Consider the following 22,348-nt stretch of genomic DNA (forward strand, 5'->3'; position numbering starts at 1 on the left):
ATATTCAGGCAATTTTCCCTGTGCTTTATCGCAACATATTGACGTCTTGCCGTGATATTCCGCACACTGCGCAAAATGATTATTAAAAAGGTAGTAACTTTATGAGCCAGGCACTGCAAAACCTCCTCGATCTGCTGGATCTGGAGAAAATCGAAGAAGGGCTATTCCGCGGACAAAGTGAAGATCTGGGTCTGCGACAGGTATTCGGCGGTCAGGTGGTCGGCCAGGCGCTGTATGCCGCCAAACAAACCGTGCCGGCAGAACGCAGTGTGCACTCGTTCCACAGCTACTTCTTGCGCCCAGGCGACAGCAGCAAGCCCATTATTTATGACGTAGAAATCTTGCGAGATGGCAATAGTTTCAGTGCCCGTCGCGTCAGCGCCATTCAGCACGGCAAACCGATATTCTACATGACCGCCTCTTTCCAAAGCCCGGAAGCGGGGTTTGAACACCAGAACACCATGCCGGACGTGCCGCCGCCAGAAGGGTTGATGTCTGAATCCGACATTGCCCAGAAGCTGGCGCATATGTTGCCGGATAAGGTTCGTGAAAAGTTTATCGGCCAGAAGCCGATTGAAATGCGCCCAGTCAAATTCCATAACCCGCTGAAAGGCACGGTGGAAGAACCGCATCGCTACGTGTGGTTCCGTGCCAACGGCACCATGCCGGACGATCAGCGTATCCACCAATATCTGCTGGGCTATGCGTCAGATTTCAACTTCCTGCCGACGGCACTGCAACCGCACGGCGTCGGTTTCCTTGAGCCGGGCATGCAGGTAGCGACCATCGATCATTCGATGTGGTTCCACCGGCCGTTCCGCATGGATGACTGGTTGTTGTACGTAGTGGAAAGCCCCTCCGCCTCTGGTGCGCGCGGCTTTGTGCGCGGCCAGTTTTACACCCGAGACGGCGTGCTGGTCGCCACTACGGTGCAAGAAGGCGTAATTCGCCAGCGCGAAGCCTAAAGCAAAAAAAAAAGGGCGATGTCACCATCGCCCTTTTCGCATCATCATTATTTTTCGAGTTATTTAGCGCACTGCCCTTCTTCAAGGCTTATTGGTTATAGGCACTCTCGCCATGGCTGTTGACGTCCAGACCTTCGCGCTCCTGCTCTTCCGGTACGCGCAGACCGACGATGGCGCCCGCCACTTTAAAGGCGATAAAGGCCGCCACACCGGACCAGACCAGGGTAATCACCACGCTCAGCAACTGGACCCACACCTGATGGCCCATGGTGACGCCTTCTGCATAACCGGTACCGCCCAGTGAGGAAGAGGTGAACACGCCGGTCAACAGACAGCCGACGATGCCACACACGCCATGCACGCCGAACACGTCACAGGTATCGTCCACTTTCAGCCATTTCTTCAGCGTGACCACGCCCCACAGGCCGGCAATACCGCCAATCAGGCCAATAATCAACGCCCCGCCGACACCCACGGTACCCGCAGCCGGCGTGATGGCAACCAACCCGGCGATACACCCGGAGCAAGCGCCCAGCAGCGAAGGCTTGCCGCGTACAATCCACTCGGCAAAGGTCCAGGAGAGGATCGCGCCGGCGGTAGCAATCACGGTGTTCAGGAATGCCAGTGCCGCAATGCCGTTAGCCGCGCTGGCAGAACCGGCGTTGAAGCCAAACCAGCCGACATACAGGATAGCCGCGCCGGTAAACACCATTGGCAGGTTATGCGGTTTGAACGCTTCTTTGCCGAAACCGGCTCGTTTGCCCAACAGGTAGGCGCCAATCAGCCCGGCGCTTGCCGCGTTGATGTGCACCACGGTGCCGCCGGCAAAGTCCAGCGCGCCGTCAGCAGCCAGGAAACCGCCGCCCCATACCATATGTGCAATCGGCAGATAGGAAATGGTGAACCAGATAGCCGCAAAGATCACGACGGCAGAGAAGCGGATGCGCTCGGCAAAACCGCCTACGACCAGCGCCACGGTAATGCACGCGAAGGAACATTGGAACGCCACGTGGATCATCTGATTAAAGGTGCCGGTGACGCTATCAATGCCAATGCCTTTCAGCATCGCCGTCTGGAATCCGCCGAAGAATGCATTGCCCTCGCTGAAAGCCAGGCTGTAACCATAAAGCACCCACAACACACACACCATTGCGAAGGTGACAGTGACCTGAGTCAACATGGAGAGCACGTTTTTGGAACGCAACAAACCACCGTAAAACAGCGCTACGCCCGGCAAGGTCATGAACAGCACCAAAGCGGTGCAAATCATCATGAACGCGTTGTCAGCCTTGTCTGCGACCGCCGGAGCGGCCAGGGCCAAAGAAGGAACCATGGTTACCGTACTCAGGCCCAACATGGATAAAAGTTTTTTCATTATCAATCCATCCCCATTACTTTACTGAGCCTGTGATTACAGTGCTGCTTCGTCTGTTTCGCCGGTGCGAATGCGAATGACACGTTGCAATTCGGCAACGAAAATTTTGCCGTCACCGATTTTGCCGGTGTAGGCCGCTTTACTAATGACATCAACCACTTCGTCTAACTGATCGTCGGCGATAGCAATGTCAATTTTGACTTTAGGTAAGAAGTTGACGCTGTATTCCGCTCCGCGATAAAGCTCAGCATGTCCCTTCTGGCGACCAAACCCTTTCACTTCGGTTACGGTCAGCCCCTGAATACCTACAGAGGATAGGGCTTCACGCACGTCCTCCAGCTTGAATGGTTTAATCACCACGGTCACCAGCTTCATATTGCCCCTCCACGAATTAAGCCCAAACTCACCCTTGGTACGAGTCTTATAAAGCAAAGGCTATGCCACAAATGGTTTTGTGCGCGAATTCAGCAAATTAACCGGTAGGGCGGCGATGCGATGTGCAGCACTAACCCGGCTGCCTGCTCTCATGCAGAGAACTGATTAAATATTGCGCACTATTTTGGTGCGCGACGCGTCGAAAAAGTGCAGAGGAAGGGATTTGAAAAGGATGGATGCCTGTTTGTGGTGCGTGGCAGGAATAAAGAAAGGGCCGGTTTTGATGACCGGCCCTCTGGGATTATGCGGTTTGCGTTTCTTCGCGGGTGGCGGCGGCCAGCTCCTCGCCTACCAGTTGCAGTTGATACATCTGGTAGTAACGCCCCTGCTGCGCCAGCAGTTGCTGATGATTGCCCTGCTCCACTGCCTGGCCGCGGTGCAACACCAGAATCGAGTCGGCATCGACAATGGTCGACAAGCGGTGAGCGATCACCACCAACGTGGTGTGTTCACGGATCAAACGCAGAGCGCGCTGGATCGCCTGCTCGGTTCCGGAGTCAATGTTGGCGGTCGCCTCGTCGAGGATCAGGATCTGCGGCGCTTGCACCAATACCCTGGCCATTGCCAGCAGCTGTTTCTGGCCTACCGACAGGTTGTTGCCCTGCTCGCCCAGACGGGTATGGATGCCCTGCGGGAAGGCACGTACCAGCTCCGCCAACTGCACCGTTTCCAACGCCTGCCAGACCGCCTCTTCGCTGATGTTACGCCCCAGAGTGACGTTGGCCAGCACCGACTCGGCAATCACCACCGGATCCTGCTGCACCATCGCCACGCCCTGGCGCAGCGTACGGTGTGACAGACCGGACAAGGGGCGGCCATCAAGACGCACTTCGCCTTCGTTGACCGGGTAATAACCCATCAGCAGGTTAGCCAGCGTGCTCTTGCCGCTGCCCGTATGACCGACCAGTGCCACGAAACCGCGCGAAGGCACCGACAGCGAAATATGTTGCAGTACCTTTTTATCTTCACGGTAGGCGAAGCTCAGGTTGTCGATCTCGATGCGCCCGCTTGAAAGCGGGCGATCGTCGGCACCGTAGCTCTGCTGGCTGCGGTCCATCAGCTCGAAAATACGCTCACCGGCCACCACCGCCTGTTGCAGAATCGACTGCTGCGACGTCAGTTCAATCAACGGCTCATTCAGACGCCCCAGATAGTTGATAAAGGCATACAGCACGCCGACGCCTATCGACCCTTCGCCGCTGAAACCGAACAGCATCAGCAGGCCGCACAATACCAGCGCCGAAAACAGGCTGAGCAGCGGCCGCAGCAGAAAACCGTCCAGGCGCAGCGTCTGCATACGCGCGGAATAGTGTGAACGGCTGGCAGCGCTCATGCGCTCGCCAAAGCGGATCTGTTGACGGAACTGCTGGATCACGCCCATGCCGTTGATCACTTCATTAAAACCGTCGTTGATGTCCGCCAGATAGCCGCGCATCCGGCGTACGACCGGCGTGCTGTAGTACTGATAAATGCCCATCACCACAAATACCGCCGGGAAGATGCAGATCGCCACCAGCGCCATGCGCCAATCGAGGCTAAACATCGCCACCAGCATGGCGCCAATTAACGCGGCGCTTTTCAGCACGGTGGAAACCACCATCACGTACAGATCTTTAATCACTTCGGTGTCATTGGTCACCCGGGAGATTAACTGCCCGACCGGTTGCGTATCGAAGGCGCTGAGCGGCTGGCGCAGTGCGGCATCCATCACGTCAGTGCGCAGACGCTGAACCACTCCCACCGCCGCCTGATTGAACAGCAACGCCTGAAAATAGTGCAGCGCCGCCGCCAACAGCTCCAGCAGAATGTAAGCCGCCGCCAGCCCGCAGACGATCATTAACGGCAATTGGCCCTTGGCGACGTAATTATCGATAAAGTAACTGACCAGAATCGGCCCGGCGACTTCCGCCGCCGCAGCTACCCACAGCATCAACACCGCCAGCCCCAGCGGTTTGCGGTAGGGCGAACCATAAGCCAGCAACCGTTTCAGCGTCGGCCACAGCTTTTGCATTTTATTCATTGGCTACTATCTCCTCGCCGGCTTGCGGTGCTTCATCCAGCGCCGCCTCCAGTTGCTGATAGCGATACATATCGCGATACCAGCCGGGCTGATCCGCCAGTGCGGCATGCTGGCCGCGTTGCGCCACGCCGCCATGCTGTATCACCAGGATCTCGCTGGCTTCGGTCAATGCCGAAAGCCGGTGCGCGCTGATAATCACCGTCCGGTTCTGCCCCCAACTGCGTAAATTATGCAAGATCTGGTGTTCAGTGCGCCCATCCACAGCAGAGAGCGCGTCGTCGAGGATCAGGATTTCCGCATCCAGCAACAGGGCGCGCGCAATGGAAATACGCTGCTTCTGCCCGCCGGAGAGCATTACGCCACGCTCACCCACTTCGGTTTCATAACCCTGTGGCAACCGCAAGATATCTTCGTGCACGCTGGCCAGGCGAGCCGCGCGCTCAATCTGATCCTGCGTCGCTCCCGGCTTGCCCAGCGCGATATTGTTGGCAACGCTATCCGAAAACAGGAACGGCGTCTGGCTGACCACGGACAGCCTTGAGCGCCAATCGTCAAGCTTCACCTGGGTCAGCGGCATCCCCTGATAACTAATCTGGCCATCACCAATATCAAACTGACGCTGGATCAACGACAGCAGCGTCGATTTCCCTGCACCGGTTGGCCCACACAGGCCGAGCATCTGCCCCGGCTCCAGTTTCAGCGCCACGTTATGCAGCGCCGCGTGTGAATTTCCCGGGTAATGGAATGCCCGGATGTCGACCTCCAGGCTGCCGCGCCCGGCCGGCAACATGTTCTCGCCGTCCGTCACCGCCGGCGCTTCCTCCAGCAGGCTGCGAATACGGCCATAGGCTGCGCTGCCGCGCTCCACGATGTTGAACATCCATGCCAGCGCCAGCATCGGCCAAATCATCAGGCCGAGGTACATCACGAAGCTGGTCAATTGGCCGAGCGTCAGCGAACCGTTTACCACCATCCAGCTGCCACCGCCGATCGCCAGCAGATTGGAAGCGCCGATGGCGATATAAATCGTCGGATCAAACCGGGCGTCTATCCGCGCCACATGCATGTTTTTGGCACCGGTTTGGGCGGCGACTTCCGCAAACTGGTTGGACTGATGATCTTCCAGGCCGAATGCCTTGATCATGCGGATGCTGGTCATGCTTTCCTGCGCCTGATCGTTCAGGCTGGAGAACGCCGCCTGCGCCGATTTAAAGCGCTGATGCAACTGATCGCCGTAGTATTTAATCACGATCGCCATGATCGGCATCGGGATCAGCGACAGCAGGGTCAGTTGCCAGCTGATTTGGGTGCTCATCACCACCAGCACCGCCAACCCCATCACCAGTGAATCCACCAACGTCAGCACCCCTTCGCCGGCGGCGAAAACCACCCGATCCACATCATTGGTGGCGCGCGCCATCAGATCGCCGGTGCGGTGACGCAGATAAAAGGCCGGGTTCTGCCGGCTGAGCTGGCGATAGAAGTTCTCGCGCAGTTCAACGGCGAGTTGGTAGGAGGCACCAAACAGCAGCACCCGCCACACGTAGCGCAGCAGGTAAACAATCACGGCGGTGCCGAGCATCAGCCCCAGCCAGGCCATCAACACGCCGGCGGACATCTGTTTTTCGGTGATGCCGTCGACAATGATGCCCACCAGCTTGGGCGGCAACAGTTGCAGTATGGCGATGACGATCAGCAGCACCACCGCCCCCAGGTAGCGGCGCCACTCGCGGCGGAAATACCAGCCGATTTGAGCAAATAATCTCACGCAGTTTTATTCCAGGATAATGTAGTCGATTTTACTCTCGCTTTGACTCAGCAGAGTAGAATACCACCGTTACTTTGCCAGTTTGGTGAACATTTCACTCGGGAACCGGCAGCGCGGTGGTGTATTTGATTTTTTCCATCGCGAAGCTGGAGGTGACGTCGATCAGCCCCGGTACGCCGTTCACCAGGCGCTTGTAAAAGCTGTCGTAACTCTTCATGTCCGCCACTTCCACCTGCATCAGGTAATCGTACTCTCCTGCCATGCGATAGAACGCCAGCACCTCTGGCATCTGTTGGGTCAGTTGCACAAACTTCTGATACCACTCGCTGCTGTGCTGCTGGGTTTTGATCAGCACAAACGCCGTCAGCCCCAGGCCCAGCTTTTCGTTATCCAGCAGCGCGACACGCCCACGGATGTAGCCTTCATCTTCCAGCCGCTTCAGCCTTTTCCAGCAGGGTGTCGACGTCAGATTGACCGCGTCGGCCAGCGCCTGCAACGACTGCGTGCAGTCCTGTTGCAGCATGCACAGTAATTTACGGTCTGTTTTATCTAACATATCGCCAACCAGGAGAAAAATTTTCTCCCATTAGGCGATTAAACAGGGAAAATGGCAATCTTTTTTTCCCTGCGACAGGCTATGCTACGCGGTAAATAAGCCCCCTATTCTGAGGCCAGACGATGACAAATTCTTGGGTAAAATATGCGATCGGTGAAATAGAAGCGGATTTCCAACGCTCCGCCGACACGCACCTGATCCGCCTGAACCTGCCTGAATTTCCCGGTATCTGCCTGTACCTGAAAGATGAAAGCACTCACCCGACCGGCAGCCTGAAACACCGATTGGCCCGCTCGCTGTTCCTGTACGGTTTGTGCAATGGCTGGATCACCGAAAACACCCCTATTATCGAAGCCTCCTCCGGCAGTACGGCGGTATCCGAAGCCTACTTCGCCCGGCTGATTGGTCTGCCGTTTATCGCCGTTATGCCGTCCTGCACCGCACGCCGCAAGGTTGAGCAAATCGCCTTCTACGGCGGCCGCTGCCACTTTGTCGACCATGCTGCGCAAATTTACGCCGTCTCCGAACAGTTGGCGAAAGAGCTAAACGGCCACTACATGGATCAGTTCACCTACGCCGAGCGTGCAACGGACTGGCGCGGGAACAACAACATCGCCGACAGTATCTTCCGCCAGATGGCGCGCGAGCCCTTCCCGGTTCCCAAACATATTGTGATGAGCGCCGGCACCGGCGGCACCTCTGCAACCCTGGGGCGCTATATACGCTATCAAGGGCACGACACGCGCCTGACGGTGGTCGATCCGGAAAACTCGGTGTTCTACGATTGTTTCCACCAGCGTGATCGCACCATTATCGGCAGTTGCGGCAGCAGGATCGAAGGCATTGGCCGCCCACGCGCCGAGCCTTCGTTTATTCCGTCGGTAGTCGACGCTATGCTGCGCGTGCCGGATGCCGCCAGCGTCGCCACCATCCACTGGTTGGAAAACGTATTGGGCCGCAAAGTAGGCGCATCCACTGGTACCAACGTGTGGGGCGCGCTGCAATTGGCGAAACAAATGCGTGAAAAAGGTGAGCAAGGGTCGATCGTCACCCTGCTGTGCGACAGTGGCGAACGCTATCTGGATACCTATTACAACCCCGAGTGGGTAAGCAACAATATTGGTGACCTGACGCCCTGGCAGGCGCAACTGGACGATTTATAATCAGCAACAATCCCCAATGGATTCGAGTTGCAGCCAGGCGGCAAGGGCGAGCATACCCAGGAGCTTACTCAAGTAAGTGACTGGGTTGAACGCATGCAGCCCACAACGCTGCGGCTTGAAAGATGCAGGGGATAAAAAAAGCCGGGTAAGTCATACCCGGCCGGCTGTAAAAGTAAAACCTCATAATTCGGGGGAATAGGTGAGGTAAGGTGAACGCAGCCAATGTTGCAAATAGTGAGCCACCGCCTGCTGTTCGCAGTGGCCGATAACCTGTAGCTGGGGCAACAGCGACTTCAACTGCGGCAAGGCATTGCCCATCACCACGCCATGCCCCACCGTCGCCAGCATCTCCTTGTCGTTCATCGCATCGCCAAACGCCATGCAATCCGCCATCGTTATACCCAGGTGGCGGCTCAGCGTATCTAACGCCGTGCCCTTGTTGCAGCCTAGCGGCAGCACTTCCAGGCACTCATAGGCGGAAAAACAGAGATCGGCCGTTCCCCCCAAATGCGCCTGGAGTTGCAGCTGTAACGCCAGCAACTCCTCATGCGGTGCGATAAAACACACTTTGCTGTTGCCGAATGCCGGTAACCGGCGCAGTTCCGCCAGTTGGAAACGGAAACCGCTCAAGTGGTGCGCCCGCAGCATCTCGTCCGGCACCGCATATTCCGTCATCCAGCCTTCATCACGAAAAACGTGCATGCTGGCCTCGGTGCGCCAGTGGGTATGCAGCACCTCTTCGGCAATATCGGCAGGCAAATCGGTAGCGTGCAATTGCCGCCCCCGATTGTCATAAACCCGGGTGCCGTTGCCGGTAATCAGATAGCCCTGCAGACCGAGTTGCGCCATGATCGGCTGCGCATCAAGGTAGTGCCGCCCGGTGGCGAAGGTCACGATCATGTCCCGTTCAACCAGTTGCTTCAGTACCGTCAGGGTTTCCGGTCCGACCCGGTGATCCGGCGTCAGCAAAGTACCATCCATATCAAAAGCCGCCAGACGATACATAAAGACCTCGTGAATGTGAACGCGATTACAATCACTGCAGTATGGGATGGTATTTGCGGAAGTAATAGTGAACAATTCCGCAAAACTGTTCCGGATTTCTATCATGCGCCTGACCCACCGTCTCAGCCAATATCAACGTCTGTACCAGCAACTCGGCGGCACGCCGGTGGCGATCACCATCGGCGAGCTGGCAGCGCTGTTCTATTGCAGCGAACGCCATGCCCGCACGCTGGTGCAGCAGTTGCAGGATCAGGGCTGGCTGAGCTGGCATTCACAGGCCGGACGCGGCAAACGTGCCCACCTTCACTGCCTGAAAACGCCGGATGAACTGCGCGCCGCTCATCTGCAACGGCTGTTGCATAATGGCGATCATCGGGGGGCGCTGGAAATGGCGCAGTTGGATCCGCAGCATCTGCAAGAGTTGCTCAGCCCGCACCTCGGCGGCCAATGGCAGGCGGGCAGCCCGACGCTGCGTATTCCCTACTACCGTACGCTGGAAACCCTGGATCCGCTGACCCTCACCGGCCGCGCCGAGCAGCATCTGGTCGCCACTCTGCACGCCGGATTGACGCGCTTTATGACCGGCAACCCTGAGCCTCAACCGGATCTGGCTCATCACTGGCAAATCAGCGAGGACGGCCTGCGCTGGCAATTTTTCCTGCGCAGCCAGTTGCGTTGGCATAACGGCGAACCGCTGACCGGTCAGCAACTGCTGCAAACGCTGGAGAAATTGCTCCGGCATCCCCGCAGCCAGCCAAGCCTGGCCAGCGTTGCCGCCATCAGCCTGCCGCATGCGCTGTGCATCCAGTTTGATCTGCTGCGCCCGGACTACTGGCTGGCGCACCGGCTGGCAGAGTTGCCTTGCCTGCTGACCCACCCAGACTCGCCGGGCATTGGCGCCGGCCCCTTTAAGCTGACGTTAAACGAGCCTCATCTGGTGCGCCTGGAACAGCATTCGTTTTACCATTTGCAGCATCCTTATCTGGAAAGTATTGAGTATTGGATCACCCCGGAGCTGCATGCCGGCAGTGCTTACACCAGTTGCCAACACCCGGTGCGTATTACCATCGGCCCGCAGGAAGAGCTGGCGCTGGCCCGGCCGGTACAACGCAGCATGAGCCTGGGTTGGTGCTATCTGGCGGTTAATCTGAAGCATGGCGTGCTCAGTGAAGCGCAGGGGCAAAAACTGCTGATGCTAATCCAGCAATCCGGCCTGCTGACTACCCTGCCGGTGCCCAACAGCGTCATCACCCCCAGCCATGAGATGTTGCCCGGCTGGGCAATCCCGCTGCATCAGGCCAACGAGGATATTGCCCTGCCCGCCAGGCTGACGTTGCTCTACCGGCCGCCGGTAGAGCTGGAGACAGTCACGGTAGCGCTGCAGCAGTTGCTTGCGCGCCATGGCTGTGAGCTGGAAGTACGTTACTACGCGGGCAAACGCTGGCAAAGCGCAGAGCAAATCGAGCAAGCCGATCTCCTGCTGGCGGATAACCTGATTGGCGAGTCGCCAGAGGCCACGCTGGAAAGTTGGTTGCGGCAAGATACGCTGTGGCGTGGCATTTTGCCTGACTCACGCTGGCGAGATCAGCAACACAGGTTGCAACGGATCCAGCAACTTCCCGCGCAGCAACCGCGTTTTGAACAATTGAAAGCCTACTACCAGCAGTTAATGGCCGCGGCAATCATCACCCCCTTGTTTCACTATCAGTATCAAATCAGCGCGCCGCCGCGCATTCATGGCGTCACCCTGACCGCCTACGGCTGGTTTGATTTCTGCCAGGCCTGGCTACCGCCGCCGGTGGAGAACCCGCAGCCCACTTCTTAACGATGAGCATGTGCAACCGCTACGACATGCGGCCATTTCTGCTACCCTAGTGGCCGCACACACTTTTTATTCGGCCCCCCGAGCATGTATCGGGTCTGGCTTCAGCCATAAAACAAGGTGATTTTATGAAACGCGCGGTTGTCGTTTTCAGCGGTGGACAAGACTCCACGACCTGCTTGATTCAGGCATTGCAACAGTACGATGAAGTGCATTGCATCACGTTCGATTACGGCCAGCGTCACCGTGCCGAAATCGAAGTCGCTCAGACGCTGTCGGTGACGCTTGGCGCCAAAGCGCATAAGGTACTGGACGTGGGCTTGCTCAACGAGCTGGCTATCAGCAGCCTGACCCGTGACAACATTCCGGTGCCGGTTTATGACGGCGAGCAGGAAGGCGGGCTGCCAAGCACTTTCGTACCGGGCCGCAATATCCTGTTCCTGACGTTGGCCGCTATCTATGCCTACCAGGTGGAAGCCGAAGCCGTGATCACCGGCGTTTGTGAAACCGACTTTTCCGGTTACCCGGATTGCCGCGACGAATTTGTCAAAGCGCTGAATCACGCCGTGGTACTCGGCATCGCCCGCGATATTCGCTTCGAAACGCCGCTGATGTGGCTGAACAAGGCAGAGACCTGGGCGCTGGCGGATTACTATCAGCAGTTGGAGCGGGTGCGCCAGGATACCCTGACCTGCTACAACGGTATCCAGGGCGATGGTTGCGGCGAATGCGCTGCCTGCCATCTGCGCGCCAACGGCTTGCAGCAATATCAAATCAACAAAGCCGAAGTGATGGCGAGCCTGAAACAGAAAACCGGCCTGGCCTGAGTGTACATCCCCTAAATAACTCGCATGGCATCGCGGCGGAAAGCAAACGCATCCCGATGCGCTTACTCAAGTAAGGGATTCGGGTAAGCGCGCGCAGTCAACAAGGGTGCCGCTTGAAGTATGGCGGGTATAACGGCGGCAAAGATTGCCGCTCGTTGCTTTACTGAATTTCCGACTGCGTGAGCACCTGCAGGTGTTCGCGCAGTTGCCCCTCAATCGGCAACGCCCGTTGGGTTTTCAGATCGACACAAACGAAGGTCAGTAGCGCATCCGCAACCAACGTGCCTGTCGCATCCTGCGTCACCTTCTGGCTTAGCACACCGCTTTTGCCGTTTAGCTGCACCATTTGGCTGTCGATGCGCAGCTTGTCCCCCAGTACCGCCGGAGTGCGGTAATTGATATTGATGTTCACCACGATAAAGGCGATGTTGTTTTCCGTCATCCAACGGAAGCCTTCATGATTCTCCAGCCAATCCCAGCGCGCCTCCTCCAGGAACTCCAGATAGCGGGCATTATTAACATGTTGGTAAACATCAAGATGATAACCACGGACTTTGATAAAGGTATGATGCATAGGTGAACGGCCGCTCCAGCCTGGTGATTACAGAATAAAGCGGGGGCGGCATGCTGCCCCCGCACCCGTTTGGTCAACATGCCAAACTGGTAAGACCTGTAAAATGTAGCAGAGAGAGAAGGCTGCCATGGCACTTTGCCACGCAGCCGTGAACAGCATCACATTTTGAGTCGTGCGCGATTCCTTTCAAACAGCGCAGCCCCAATGCCCGGCACTTCCTGAAGTTGTTCTATCTGTGTAAACGGACCATTCTGCTCGCGATAGCGCACAATGCTCTCCGCTTTCTTCAGCCCGACTCCCTTCAACACACTGGCCAGTTGCTCGGCATCTGCCTGATTGATGCTGACTGACGCTTCATCATCGACGGCAACCTCACTTCCTTGCCCTGTGTTAACCGCCGGCGCAGATAATACCGGCGGCGCGGCCCCCGCTTTTTCCACGGCGGCCATAGACGGCCCCGCCAGGCAAATCAGGGCAGCCGTCAACAGCGCTTTGACGCTGAAACCATAACCATTAACCGCTTTTATTTCTGTAAGTTGCATGCTGTATCCTCCTTGTGTTTAACAGCATGGCTACCTTGCCGCAGCGGGTGACGATCGGCAATTGGCGGATTTCAGATATGGAAAAGGCCGCGAAAGCGGCCTTTGGTTATTACATTGCGTTGCACAAAAGTGCGAAGCTTACTGAGGCTGTTGCTGCTCAGCGGCGCCCATCTTGATCTTGGCTTCTTTGCGCAGGCTGGCCAGCAGAGAGTCGAAGGACACGCCGGTCGCCCCTTCTTCCATCTTGCCGATGAAAGTTTTCATTTCTTCCGCCGGCAAGGTTCCTGGGTTAACTGCATCCAGCGCAATCAGCACCACGTTGTCCTGACGATCTTGCGACATGCCGTAAACCGGTTTGCCTGCCTGCGGATGCGGCAGCGCAAACACGCTCTGCACCAGTTGGCTGTCTTCCGGCGCACGCGCCATCTTCTGCACGCTGCCAAAGCTCAGGCCGGCCGCTTTCATCGCTTCGTCGCCCTTGCCTTGTTTCAGCTCAACCAGCAGCTTCTCGCCCTGCAGTTTCGCTTCCTGTTCAGCCTTGTTGCGTTTAACCAGCTCGGCGACGCGATCTTTGACCTGGTCGAACGGCTCAATGCCTTCCGGCTTGTGGCCAGAGACGCGGATCACGAAAGCGCGATCGCCATCAACGGTGATCACGTCGGAGTTGCTGCCCGGAGCCCCCCCCTCGCCAATCAGCGAACCGTCGAAAATCGACTGAATGACAGGTTTAAAGTTCAGCGCTGCCGGAACGTTGTCGCGGGTGAACCATTCGGTTTGTGCCGCTTTCACGCCGGCGGCCTCTTCAGCTGATGCCAGAGACTCGTTATCGCTGGTAGCGGCTTCGCTCACCTTCTGCTGCAGCGCGTAATAAGCGTCTACCGCTTTCTCTTGCTTAACCTGCTTGGCGATGGCGTCGCGCACTTCGCTCAACGGCTTCACTTTCTCCGGTGCGATGTCGTTCAGGCGCACCACCAGATAACCTACGGAGGATTTCACTACCCCGGAAAGCTGACCTTTCTCGGTCAGGTTAGCCTGCTTTAGCTCATCTGCAGTAGTTTCCGGCTCCAGCCAACCCAGCTCACCGCCGGTACGGCGTGAGATGATGTCAGTGGATTTTTCTTTCGCCAGGGCGGCGAAATCGCCGCCTTTTTTCAGTTCATCCAACACCGCATTGGCTTCCGCTTCGGTTTTCAGCTGGATCACGCTGTAATTTTTGCGCTCAGGCTGGCCATAGCTGCTTTTGTGCTGGTCGTAATAGGCGCTGATATCCGCATCTGCCACCGTCACCTTGTCTTGCATCGAGGCAGCATCCATCGGGATGTAGCTCACTTTGACCTGTTCCGGCGCAATAAAGCTGTTCTTGTTTTGGCTGTAATAGTCTTTCAGCTCGTCGTCGGTCACGGTCTGTTTAGCCTGCAGCGCTTTCAGATCCAGGGTCGCAAGACGCACGTTGCGCTCCTGCAGCACCAGAGCAACCATACCCTGGGACTCGGATGGCAACACGAAGCCTGATTGGCCGAAGGCCTGGATCACCTGCTGGTTAACCAGCTGCTGGCGCATTGACTGCGCGAAGTTGTCGGCGGTGTATCCCATGCGGCTAATCAAATCGAGATATTTGGCGTTATCGAACTGGCCGTTAGTCTGGAAATAAGGCGCCTTGCGGATGGCGTCTTTCACCTGATCGTCGCTGACGCTCAGGCCTAATTTTTTGGCGTATTGGTCCAGCAGCATATTGTCGATCAACTGTGACAGTGCCTGATGGCGCATCTGCTGCATATAGCCTTCGTTGCCCGCCAGTGCGGAGAACTGGTCACCCAATTGTTGCTGCATGCGGCTGCGTTCGCTTTGGAAAGCCTGTTCCAGCTGAGCGCGCTCGATCACCTGGCCATTGACCTTCGCTGCATAATCACCGGCACTCCCCTGATAGCTGACCACCCCAGTCAAAAGAAATGACAAAATGATCAGGCCCAGGATGATTTTGAGCACGACGTGATTAGCTGCCGCGCGTAAATTGTCCATCATAGTGTGACAACACTCCGCTGTGATGTGGATTAAAAACACCCTTGTGCAGGCGCGTTCCCTGCGACAAAAATAAAAAAAGCGCATCATTCTGATGCGCCTTATATCTTACCTTACCAGCACCGTTGCGTCAGGTGATTGTTTATTACAAAACCCTGTAACGCTAATCGGTTAGACGCAAACAATCAATTTACTGCGTCTTTCAGCGCTTTCCCTGCACGGAAGGCCGGAACTTTGGCTGCCGCGATTTTGATCTCTTTACCTGTTTGCGGGTTGCGGCCAGTACGGGCCGAACGCTCACGCACTGTAAAAGAACCGAAACCAACCAGGGCCACGTCATCCCCTTCCTTCAAGGACTCGGTAACAGAAGCAATTACTGCATCTAAAGCACGTCCAGCTGCCGCTTTGGAAATATCAGCACCTGCGGCAATTTTGTCGATCAGTTGTGACTTATTCACTCTATCATCCCCTCTAGAATTCAATCGTCGCACCGAAAAATCCCTACGGTGGCGACAGCGCAGCTGTTATATCAATCCCATCGAGCCTTGGCAAGCCACCGAAAGCGTAGCAAAACGCGGGCCGACAGCTTTCTAACTTAGCGGTACAAAAAAAGACTGGCAAGTCCGAAATGACTTGCCAGCATAAGTTTTATCAATGGATTTTGCTATTCGTCACTATTTTGCCGCTACCGGCAGTGCGCCGAAGGCCGGGTTTTGCAACGCAAGGTTCAAAACTTCATCAATTCGCTGCACCGGATGAATCTCCAGATCGGCGATGACATTATCCGGGATCTCTTCCAGATCGCGCTTGTTCTCATAGGGGATCAGCACGGTTTTGATGCCGCCGCGATGCGCCGCCAACAGTTTTTCTTTCAGACCACCAATAGGTAACACCTGACCGCGCAGCGTGATCTCACCGGTCATCGCCACGTCGGCGCGAACCGGGTTGCCCGTCAGGCAGGAAACCAACGCCGTGCACATTGCAATACCGGCGCTTGGGCCATCTTTCGGCGTCGCGCCTTCCGGCACGTGCACGTGGATGTCACGCTTCTCGTAAAAATCAGCGTTGATGCCCAGTTTGTCCGCGCGCGCGCGCACCACAGTCAGCGCCGCCTGAATCGATTCCTGCATCACTTCGCCCAGAGAACCGGTGTAGGTCAGCTTGCCTTTGCCCGGCACGCAGGCGGTTTCGATGGTCAGCAGGTCACCGCCCACTTCCGTCCACGCCAGACCGGTAACCTGGCCCACGCGGTTTTCGGTGTCCGCACGCCCGTAGTCAACGCGCTGCACACCCAAATAGTCTTTCAGGTTGTCGCCGTTGATCTCGATATGCTTGATCTTCTTGTCCATCAGCAGCGCTTTCACCGCTTTACGGCACAGCTTGGAGATTTCACGCTCCAGGCTACGCACCCCGGCTTCGCGGGTGTAGTAGCGGATAATGCCGATGATGGCGCTGTCGTCGACCGTCAGCTCGCCTTTCTTCAGGGCGTTACGCTCAAGTTGCTTCGGCAACAGGTGTTGCTTGGCGATGTTGAGCTTCTCGTCCTCGGTATAGCCGGACAAACGAATCACTTCCATACGGTCCAGCAACGGCGCAGGAATGTTCATCGAGTTGGAGGTGGCGACGAACATCACGTCGGACAGATCGTAATCCACTTCCAGGTAATGATCGTTAAACGCCACGTTCTGTTCCGGATCCAGCACCTCAAGCAGTGCAGAGGCCGGATCGCCGCGCATGTCGGAAGACATCTTGTCGATCTCGTCCAGCAGGAACAGTGGGTTTTTCACCCCGACCTTGGCCATTTTCTGGATCAACTTACCCGGCATCGAACCGATATAGGTACGACGGTGACCGCGAATTTCCGCTTCATCACGCACGCCGCCCAGAGCCATACGCACATACTGGCGACCTGTCGCTTTGGCGATCGACTGCCCAAGCGAGGTTTTACCTACGCCAGGAGGCCCTACCAGACACAGGATAGGCCCTTTGATTTTGCTTACGCGGCTCTGTACTGCGAGATACTCAAGGATGCGATCTTTGACGCGCTCCAGGCCGTAGTGATCGATATCGAGCACTTCCTGCGCCTTGACCAGATCTTTTTTCACCTTGCTGCGCGCATTCCACGGTACCTGCAGCATCCAGTCGATGTAACCGCGCACCACCGTCGCTTCCGCAGACATCGGTGACATCATTTTCAGCTTTTGCAGTTCCGCTTCGGTTTTTTCACGCGCGTCTTTCGGCATTTTCGCCGCTTCGATCTTGCGTTTCAGCGCTTCATGCTCGTCCGGCGCGTCGTCCATCTCGCCCAGTTCTTTCTGAATCGCTTTCATTTGCTCATTCAGATAGTACTCGCGCTGGCTTTTTTCCATCTGTTTCTTGACGCGATTACGGATACGCTTCTCGACCTGCAGCAGGTCGATTTCCGATTCCATCATCGCCATCAGGTATTCCAGACGCTCGGTGATGTCGAACATCTCAAGTACCGACTGCTTGTCGCTGAGTTTCAGCGGCATGTGCGCAGCGATGGTATCCGCCAGGCGTGCAGCATCGTCGATGCTGTTCAATGACGTCAGCACCTCCGGTGGAATTTTCTTGTTCAGTTTGATGTAGCCTTCAAACTGATTGATTGCCGTGCGCACCAGGACTTCTTGTTCACGCTCGTCGATCGCCGGTGACTCAAGGTATTCTGCCTGGGCGGCAAAATGCTCTCCGCTATCGGAAAGCGTAGTAATACGTGCTCGCTGCAGGCCTTCCACCAGCACTTTTACCGTGCCGTCCGGCAGTTTCAACATCTGCAAGATAGACGCGACTGTGCCGACAGAGAACAAATCGTTAATGCCAGGTTCATCCGTTGAGGCCTCTTTCTGTGCCACCAGCATGATCTTTTTATCATGATCCATTGCTGCTTCGAGGCACCGAATTGATTTTTCCCGGCCAACAAATAACGGGATCACCATGTGCGGATAAACCACCACGTCGCGCAAAGGCAAGACGGGGATTTCAATGCGTTCGGAACGCTCAGGGTTCATAGAGCTCTCTCTTAGTTTAGTTTCCGCCAGGTTGAGGGGAATCTCATGAGACGCAAGCATCAAACGTTTCATAAAATCTGGTTAATGAGTATATGGGGATGAATCTCTGACATTCAACGGCCAGAACGCAGGAAAAAGAAATGGGGGATAAAATCCCCCATTTTGATATTAACTTTCTGGTTTGATTGGCTAATTATTCGCCGGAAGCCTGCGCTTCCGGTTTGCCGTAAATCAACAGAGGTTTGGACTGGCCGGCAATGACCGATTCGTCGATCACCACTTTGTCGACGCTGTCCATTGACGGCAGATCATACATGGTATCCAGCAACGCGCCTTCAACGATAGAACGCAGGCCGCGTGCACCGGTTTTGCGCGCCATGGCCTTCTTGGCGATAGCGTTCAGCGCTTCATCACGGAATTCCAGCTCCACGCCTTCCAGATTGAACAATGCCTGATACTGCTTGGTCAGAGCATTTTTCGGCTCTTTCAGGATCTGAATCAAGGCATCTTCGCTCAGTTCGCTCAGCGTCGCGACCACAGGCAGACGACCGATGAACTCAGGAATCAGGCCAAACTTGATCAGATCTTCCGGTTCGGCCTGCAGCAGCAGTTCGCCTTCGGTCGCTTTCTCGGACTCGCCCTTCACGGTCGCACCGAAGCCGATACCGGAACCGGTATTGACGCGCTGACCGATCACTTTATCCAGACCGGCAAAGGCGCCGCCACAGATAAACAGGATTTTCGAGGTATCGACCTGCAAGAATTCCTGCTGCGGATGCTTACGGCCCCCCTGCGGCGGAACGGCGGCAATGGTGCCTTCGATCAGTTTCAACAGCGCCTGCTGCACGCCCTCGCCCGACACGTCACGGGTAATCGACGGGTTGTCTGACTTACGGGAAATCTTATCGATTTCATCGATGTAGACGATACCGCGCTGCGCTTTTTGCACATCGTAGTCACACTTCTGCAACAGCTTCTGGATAATATTCTCTACGTCCTCACCCACATAACCAGCTTCGGTCAGCGTGGTGGCATCGGCCATAGTGAAAGGCACATCCAGGAAACGCGCCAGCGTTTCCGCCAGCAAGGTTTTACCGCTACCGGTCGGGCCAATCAGCAGAATATTGCTTTTCCCCAACTCGATGCCGTTGCTGCTGTCGCCATTGCGCAGGCGTTTGTAGTGGTTGTATACCGCTACCGCCAGCACTTTCTTCGCCTGCTCCTGACCGATGACATAGTCATCCAGGTGGTGACGAATCTCGTGCGGCGTCGGCAGTGCACTACGCTCACGATGCGGGGAAACTTCTTTAATCTCTTCGCGAATAATGTCGTTACACAGGTCAACACATTCATCGCAGATATACACTGACGGACCGGCAATCAGCTTACGCACTTCATGCTGGCTTTTGCCGCAGAAAGAGCAATACAGCAGCTTTCCTGAACCGTCTTTGCGCTTATCTGTCATCAGTAAACCTCTTCTTTAGTCTTTGTCCCGCAGGAAAATCACGGCGGCAGTGCGCCCAAAACTCATACCGGGAACGCCGATAATGCTCACCAGAGCGAGCCGCGCCCACTCTGATTACTATAGTCTATCGGCTCGCACATATACCTCGCCAGCCGCGTGGTTCTAGCTGCGGTGCGTCAGAATGCCGTCAACCAGACCGTATTCTACAGCTTCTTCCGCGGTCATGAAGCGATCGCGCTCGGTATCGCGTTCGATCTGCTCCAGCGTCTGGCCGGTATGTTCCGCCATCAACTCGTTCATGCGCGCCTTCACCTTCAGGATTTCACGCGCATGGATTTCGATGTCCGTCGCCTGGCCCTGATAACCGCCCAGCGGCTGGTGAATCATCACGCGCGAGTTTGGCAGGCAGAAACGTTTACCCTTGGCACCGGCGGTCAGCAGGAAAGAGCCCATCGAGCACGCCTGGCCCATACAAATGGTGCTGACGTCCGGCTTGATGAACTTCATGGTGTCATAGATTGACATGCCTGCGGTGATCACGCCACCCGGAGAGTTGATGTAGAGGAAAATGTCTTTTTCCGGGCTTTCCGCTTCCAGGAACAGCATCTGCGCCACGATCAGGTTGGCCATGTGGTCTTCTACCTGGCCGGTCAGGAAAATAATGCGCTCTTTCAGCAGGCGGGAGTAAATGTCGTAAGAACGCTCCCCGCGTGAAGTCTGCTCTACCACCATAGGCACCAGGGCCATGTTAGGTGCAAATTGATCTCGTTCGCCACTGTATGACATTACCGTCTCCTAATAGAAATTGCCTTGGCGGCCAGGGTTACACCCTATTACACCGATTCTACTTGAGAACGGTCATGATGACTATGCTCAAGCATTCGACCGCGCCACACGTACCCGACGGTTATAATCATCCCGCGCACTCTGGCAAACAGCACATATATATACATTTTACAGATTGGGGCCACTGACGGAATTTCAAGCCCGGCACAGTATTTTTACCGGCCTGGCTGGTGCGCCAAAACAACAGTGATGACCATCATGCCAGACAGCCCCAAGCGCAACAGGGTAAATATAGTGCATATTGGCACGCTTAACCTGAGATTAATCAGCAACGTGGCAAAAAGAAAAGCCCGCAACCGAAGGTTACGGGCTTTTTATTACGCAAGGGCCGGCATGCCGGCCCCGAAGGCGCAACGGGTTGCGCCTCTGCGTACAGACAATTACGCCTGTTGAGTCTGGTTCATCAACTCGCTGAAGGTAGTGGCTTTCTCAGTCACTTTCGCTTTCGCCAGCAGGGCTTCAACCGCTTGTTCTTCCAGAGCAACGTTGCGCATATTGTTCATCAGCTCTTTGTTCTTGCTGTAGAACTCAACAACTTCACTTGGATCTTCGTAAGCGGAGGCCATTTCTTCGATCAAGGTCTTAACGCGATCTTCGTCAGCTTTCAGATCGTGAGTGCTGATCACTTCGCCCAGCAGCAGGCCAACAACAACGCGACGTTTTGCCTGCTCTTCGAACAGTTCACGTGGCAGTTCCAGCGCTTGCTTCTCGTTGCCGCCGAAACGTTGTGCAGCCTGACGGCGCAGAACGTCAACTTCGCCGTCGATCAGCGCAGCAGGAACGTCGATGTCGTTAGCGCTGACCAGGCCGTCGATTGCCTGAGTCTTGATACGGTTACGCACGGCGCCTTTCAGCTCGCGCTCCATGTTTTTACGCACTTCTGCACGCAGACCTTCGATAGAACCATCAGCCACGCCGAAACGCTTGATGAATTCTTCAGTCAACTCTGGCAGCTCACGCTCTTCCACTTTCTTCAGAACGATAGCGAATTTAGCCGCTTTGCCCTTCAGGTTTTCAGCGTGGTAATCGTCCGGGAAGTTAACGTCGATGACGAATTCTTCGCCGGCTTTATGACCAACCAGACCTTCTTCGAAGCCTGGGATCATGCGGCCCTGGCCCATGGCCAGTACGAAGTCAGAGGCTTTGCCGCCTTCGAACACTTCGCCGTCGATAGAACCGGTGAAGTCAACGGTCACGCGGTCTTCAGCCTGCGCTGCGCGATCGCTGTCTTTCCAGGTCGCCTGCTGCTTACGCAGAGTGTCCAGCATGGTGTCAACGTCAGCGTCGTTAACTTCAACCACTGGCTTCTCAACTTCGATGGCATCCAGGCCTTTCAGCTCAACTTCCGGATACACTTCGAATTCAACCGCGAAAGTGAAGTCTTCACCTTCTTTATACTCGCCCGGCACGTAGTTTGGTGCGCCAGCCGGGTTAATCTTTTCTTTGATGATCGCGTCAACAAAGCTGCGCTGCATCGCGTCGCCCAGCACGTCCTGACGAACAGAAGCGCCATAACGCTGCTCAACGATGTTCATCGGCACTTTGCCTTTACGGAAGCCATCGATACGAACGCTTTTTGCTGCGTTGATCAGCTCTTTTTTAACAGCCTGATTAATAGTATCAGCGGGTACAGTAATAGAGAGACGGCGCCCAAGGCCTTGAGTGGTTTCTACAGAAACTTGCATCTTGTTACCTCAAAAAAATCACAGTGCTCGGTCAACTCCGTTCCAAGAACCAGGACGGCTACATTACAGAACCGAATTCCCTGATGACTGAAGCGTCCCGAAACCATTCCGGAAAAATAAGACGCGACATTATAGCGGCGCAAGCGGAGCGAGTCGAGGAAAGCAAGGCGGCAGCGGCGCGCTAAAACTCACACTTTTGCCGATTTGATCGCCAAAAGACCGCCGAAGCCGACCTGGCCTTAGCTGCATTGC

18 protein-coding genes are annotated in these 22,348 nt (G+C 55.9%); 4 read left to right on the plus strand and 14 right to left on the minus strand.

Annotation, left to right across the window (positions count from 1 at the left end):
- The first annotated feature begins 101 nt into the window (after positions 1-101).
- A complete protein-coding gene (gene tesB / locus V2S86_RS14305; RefSeq protein ID WP_330762936.1) occupies positions 102-965 on the plus strand; it encodes an acyl-CoA thioesterase II in 864 nt (287 codons plus the stop codon).
- 88 nt (positions 966-1,053) lie between these two features.
- Here the strand turns inward: tesB and amtB are convergent, their stop codons facing one another.
- From amtB to V2S86_RS14330, 5 genes are all read right to left on the minus strand, one after another.
- Entirely contained in the window at positions 1,054-2,340 is a 1,287-nt protein-coding gene (gene amtB / locus V2S86_RS14310) for an ammonium transporter AmtB (RefSeq protein WP_006322220.1), read from the minus strand.
- 36 nt (positions 2,341-2,376) lie between these two features.
- Entirely contained in the window at positions 2,377-2,715 is a 339-nt protein-coding gene (glnK, locus tag V2S86_RS14315; protein WP_004949337.1) for a P-II family nitrogen regulator, read from the minus strand.
- Between the two features lie 301 nt (positions 2,716-3,016).
- Positions 3,017-4,795, minus strand: a complete 1,779-nt coding sequence (locus V2S86_RS14320; protein ID WP_330762937.1) for a SmdB family multidrug efflux ABC transporter permease/ATP-binding protein — start codon at positions 4,793-4,795, stop codon at positions 3,017-3,019.
- Positions 4,788-6,563, minus strand: coding sequence for a SmdA family multidrug ABC transporter permease/ATP-binding protein (locus V2S86_RS14325; RefSeq protein WP_330762938.1), 1,776 nt, complete (start codon positions 6,561-6,563; stop codon positions 4,788-4,790). The genes V2S86_RS14320 and V2S86_RS14325 overlap by 8 nt, the downstream gene beginning before the upstream one ends.
- A gap of 94 nt (positions 6,564-6,657) precedes the next feature.
- A complete protein-coding gene (locus V2S86_RS14330) occupies positions 6,658-7,119 on the minus strand; it encodes an Lrp/AsnC family transcriptional regulator (protein WP_004949329.1) in 462 nt (153 codons plus the stop codon).
- Between the two features lie 122 nt (positions 7,120-7,241).
- On the opposite strand from V2S86_RS14330, the gene V2S86_RS14335 reads away from it, so the two are divergent.
- The gene (locus tag V2S86_RS14335) at positions 7,242-8,282 is read left to right on the plus strand and encodes a PLP-dependent cysteine synthase family protein (RefSeq protein WP_330762939.1); all 1,041 of its coding nucleotides are present in this window, start codon (positions 7,242-7,244) and stop codon (positions 8,280-8,282) included.
- 180 nt (positions 8,283-8,462) lie between these two features.
- Here V2S86_RS14335 and cof read toward each other — a convergent pair whose 3' ends face one another.
- The gene (gene cof, locus V2S86_RS14340; protein ID WP_330762940.1) at positions 8,463-9,287 is read right to left on the minus strand and encodes an HMP-PP phosphatase; all 825 of its coding nucleotides are present in this window, start codon (positions 9,285-9,287) and stop codon (positions 8,463-8,465) included.
- Positions 9,288-9,390: 103 nt separating this feature from the next.
- Here cof and V2S86_RS14345 point away from each other — a divergent pair, with 103 nt between their 5' ends.
- Both V2S86_RS14345 and queC read left to right on the plus strand, forming a co-directional pair.
- Positions 9,391-11,112: an SgrR family transcriptional regulator gene (locus tag V2S86_RS14345; RefSeq protein WP_330763207.1), complete on the plus strand. Its 1,722-nt coding sequence runs from the start codon at positions 9,391-9,393 to the stop codon at positions 11,110-11,112.
- A 125-nt stretch (positions 11,113-11,237) separates the two neighbouring features.
- A complete protein-coding gene (gene queC / locus V2S86_RS14350; protein ID WP_330762941.1) occupies positions 11,238-11,936 on the plus strand; it encodes a 7-cyano-7-deazaguanine synthase QueC in 699 nt (232 codons plus the stop codon).
- Between the two features lie 160 nt (positions 11,937-12,096).
- Here the strand turns inward: queC and V2S86_RS14355 are convergent, their stop codons facing one another.
- The 8 genes from V2S86_RS14355 to tig all read right to left on the minus strand — a co-directional run bounded on the left by V2S86_RS14355 (position 12,097) and on the right by tig (position 22,096).
- Positions 12,097-12,510, minus strand: coding sequence for an acyl-CoA thioesterase (locus V2S86_RS14355; protein WP_330762942.1), 414 nt, complete (start codon positions 12,508-12,510; stop codon positions 12,097-12,099).
- Positions 12,511-12,668: 158 nt separating this feature from the next.
- A complete protein-coding gene (locus V2S86_RS14360; protein WP_330762943.1) occupies positions 12,669-13,052 on the minus strand; it encodes a ComEA family DNA-binding protein in 384 nt (127 codons plus the stop codon).
- A gap of 138 nt (positions 13,053-13,190) precedes the next feature.
- Positions 13,191-15,074 carry a peptidylprolyl isomerase gene (gene ppiD, locus V2S86_RS14365; RefSeq protein ID WP_330762944.1) on the minus strand — a complete coding sequence of 628 codons (1,884 nt, stop codon included), beginning with the start codon at positions 15,072-15,074 and terminating at the stop codon, positions 13,191-13,193.
- 182 nt (positions 15,075-15,256) lie between these two features.
- Entirely contained in the window at positions 15,257-15,529 is a 273-nt protein-coding gene (gene hupB, locus V2S86_RS14370) for a nucleoid-associated protein HU-beta (RefSeq protein ID WP_006319790.1), read from the minus strand.
- Positions 15,530-15,745: 216 nt separating this feature from the next.
- A complete protein-coding gene (gene lon, locus V2S86_RS14375) occupies positions 15,746-18,100 on the minus strand; it encodes an endopeptidase La (RefSeq protein ID WP_330762945.1) in 2,355 nt (784 codons plus the stop codon).
- A gap of 193 nt (positions 18,101-18,293) precedes the next feature.
- Complete coding sequence (gene clpX / locus V2S86_RS14380; RefSeq protein ID WP_006319788.1) at positions 18,294-19,565, minus strand: ATP-dependent protease ATP-binding subunit ClpX; 1,272 nt, start codon at positions 19,563-19,565, stop codon at positions 18,294-18,296.
- A 162-nt stretch (positions 19,566-19,727) separates the two neighbouring features.
- Complete coding sequence (clpP, locus tag V2S86_RS14385; RefSeq protein WP_006319787.1) at positions 19,728-20,351, minus strand: ATP-dependent Clp endopeptidase proteolytic subunit ClpP; 624 nt, start codon at positions 20,349-20,351, stop codon at positions 19,728-19,730.
- Positions 20,352-20,791: 440 nt separating this feature from the next.
- Positions 20,792-22,096 carry a trigger factor gene (tig, locus tag V2S86_RS14390; RefSeq protein WP_311993695.1) on the minus strand — a complete coding sequence of 435 codons (1,305 nt, stop codon included), beginning with the start codon at positions 22,094-22,096 and terminating at the stop codon, positions 20,792-20,794.
- Positions 22,097-22,348: the final 252 nt, after the last annotated feature.

The organism is Serratia sp. C2(1), from assembly GCF_036352655.1.
In the GTDB taxonomy this organism is placed as follows: Bacteria; Pseudomonadota; Gammaproteobacteria; order Enterobacterales; family Enterobacteriaceae; genus Serratia; species Serratia inhibens.

Coding starts and splice junctions, on each gene's coding strand:
- tesB (WP_330762936.1), top strand. CDS start 102: ATGAGCCAGGCACTGCAAAACCTCCTCGATCTGCTGGATCTGGAGAAA.
- amtB (WP_006322220.1), bottom strand. CDS start 2,340: ATGAAAAAACTTTTATCCATGTTGGGCCTGAGTACGGTAACCATGGTT.
- glnK (WP_004949337.1), bottom strand. CDS start 2,715: ATGAAGCTGGTGACCGTGGTGATTAAACCATTCAAGCTGGAGGACGTG.
- V2S86_RS14320 (WP_330762937.1), bottom strand. CDS start 4,795: ATGAATAAAATGCAAAAGCTGTGGCCGACGCTGAAACGGTTGCTGGCT.
- V2S86_RS14330 (WP_004949329.1), bottom strand. CDS start 7,119: ATGTTAGATAAAACAGACCGTAAATTACTGTGCATGCTGCAACAGGAC.
- V2S86_RS14335 (WP_330762939.1), top strand. CDS start 7,242: ATGACAAATTCTTGGGTAAAATATGCGATCGGTGAAATAGAAGCGGAT.
- cof (WP_330762940.1), bottom strand. CDS start 9,287: ATGTATCGTCTGGCGGCTTTTGATATGGATGGTACTTTGCTGACGCCG.
- V2S86_RS14345 (WP_330763207.1), top strand. CDS start 9,391: ATGCGCCTGACCCACCGTCTCAGCCAATATCAACGTCTGTACCAGCAA.
- queC (WP_330762941.1), top strand. CDS start 11,238: ATGAAACGCGCGGTTGTCGTTTTCAGCGGTGGACAAGACTCCACGACC.
- V2S86_RS14355 (WP_330762942.1), bottom strand. CDS start 12,510: ATGCATCATACCTTTATCAAAGTCCGTGGTTATCATCTTGATGTTTAC.
- V2S86_RS14360 (WP_330762943.1), bottom strand. CDS start 13,052: ATGCAACTTACAGAAATAAAAGCGGTTAATGGTTATGGTTTCAGCGTC.
- ppiD (WP_330762944.1), bottom strand. CDS start 15,074: ATGATGGACAATTTACGCGCGGCAGCTAATCACGTCGTGCTCAAAATC.
- lon (WP_330762945.1), bottom strand. CDS start 18,100: ATGAACCCTGAGCGTTCCGAACGCATTGAAATCCCCGTCTTGCCTTTG.
- clpX (WP_006319788.1), bottom strand. CDS start 19,565: ATGACAGATAAGCGCAAAGACGGTTCAGGAAAGCTGCTGTATTGCTCT.
- clpP (WP_006319787.1), bottom strand. CDS start 20,351: ATGTCATACAGTGGCGAACGAGATCAATTTGCACCTAACATGGCCCTG.
- tig (WP_311993695.1), bottom strand. CDS start 22,096: ATGCAAGTTTCTGTAGAAACCACTCAAGGCCTTGGGCGCCGTCTCTCT.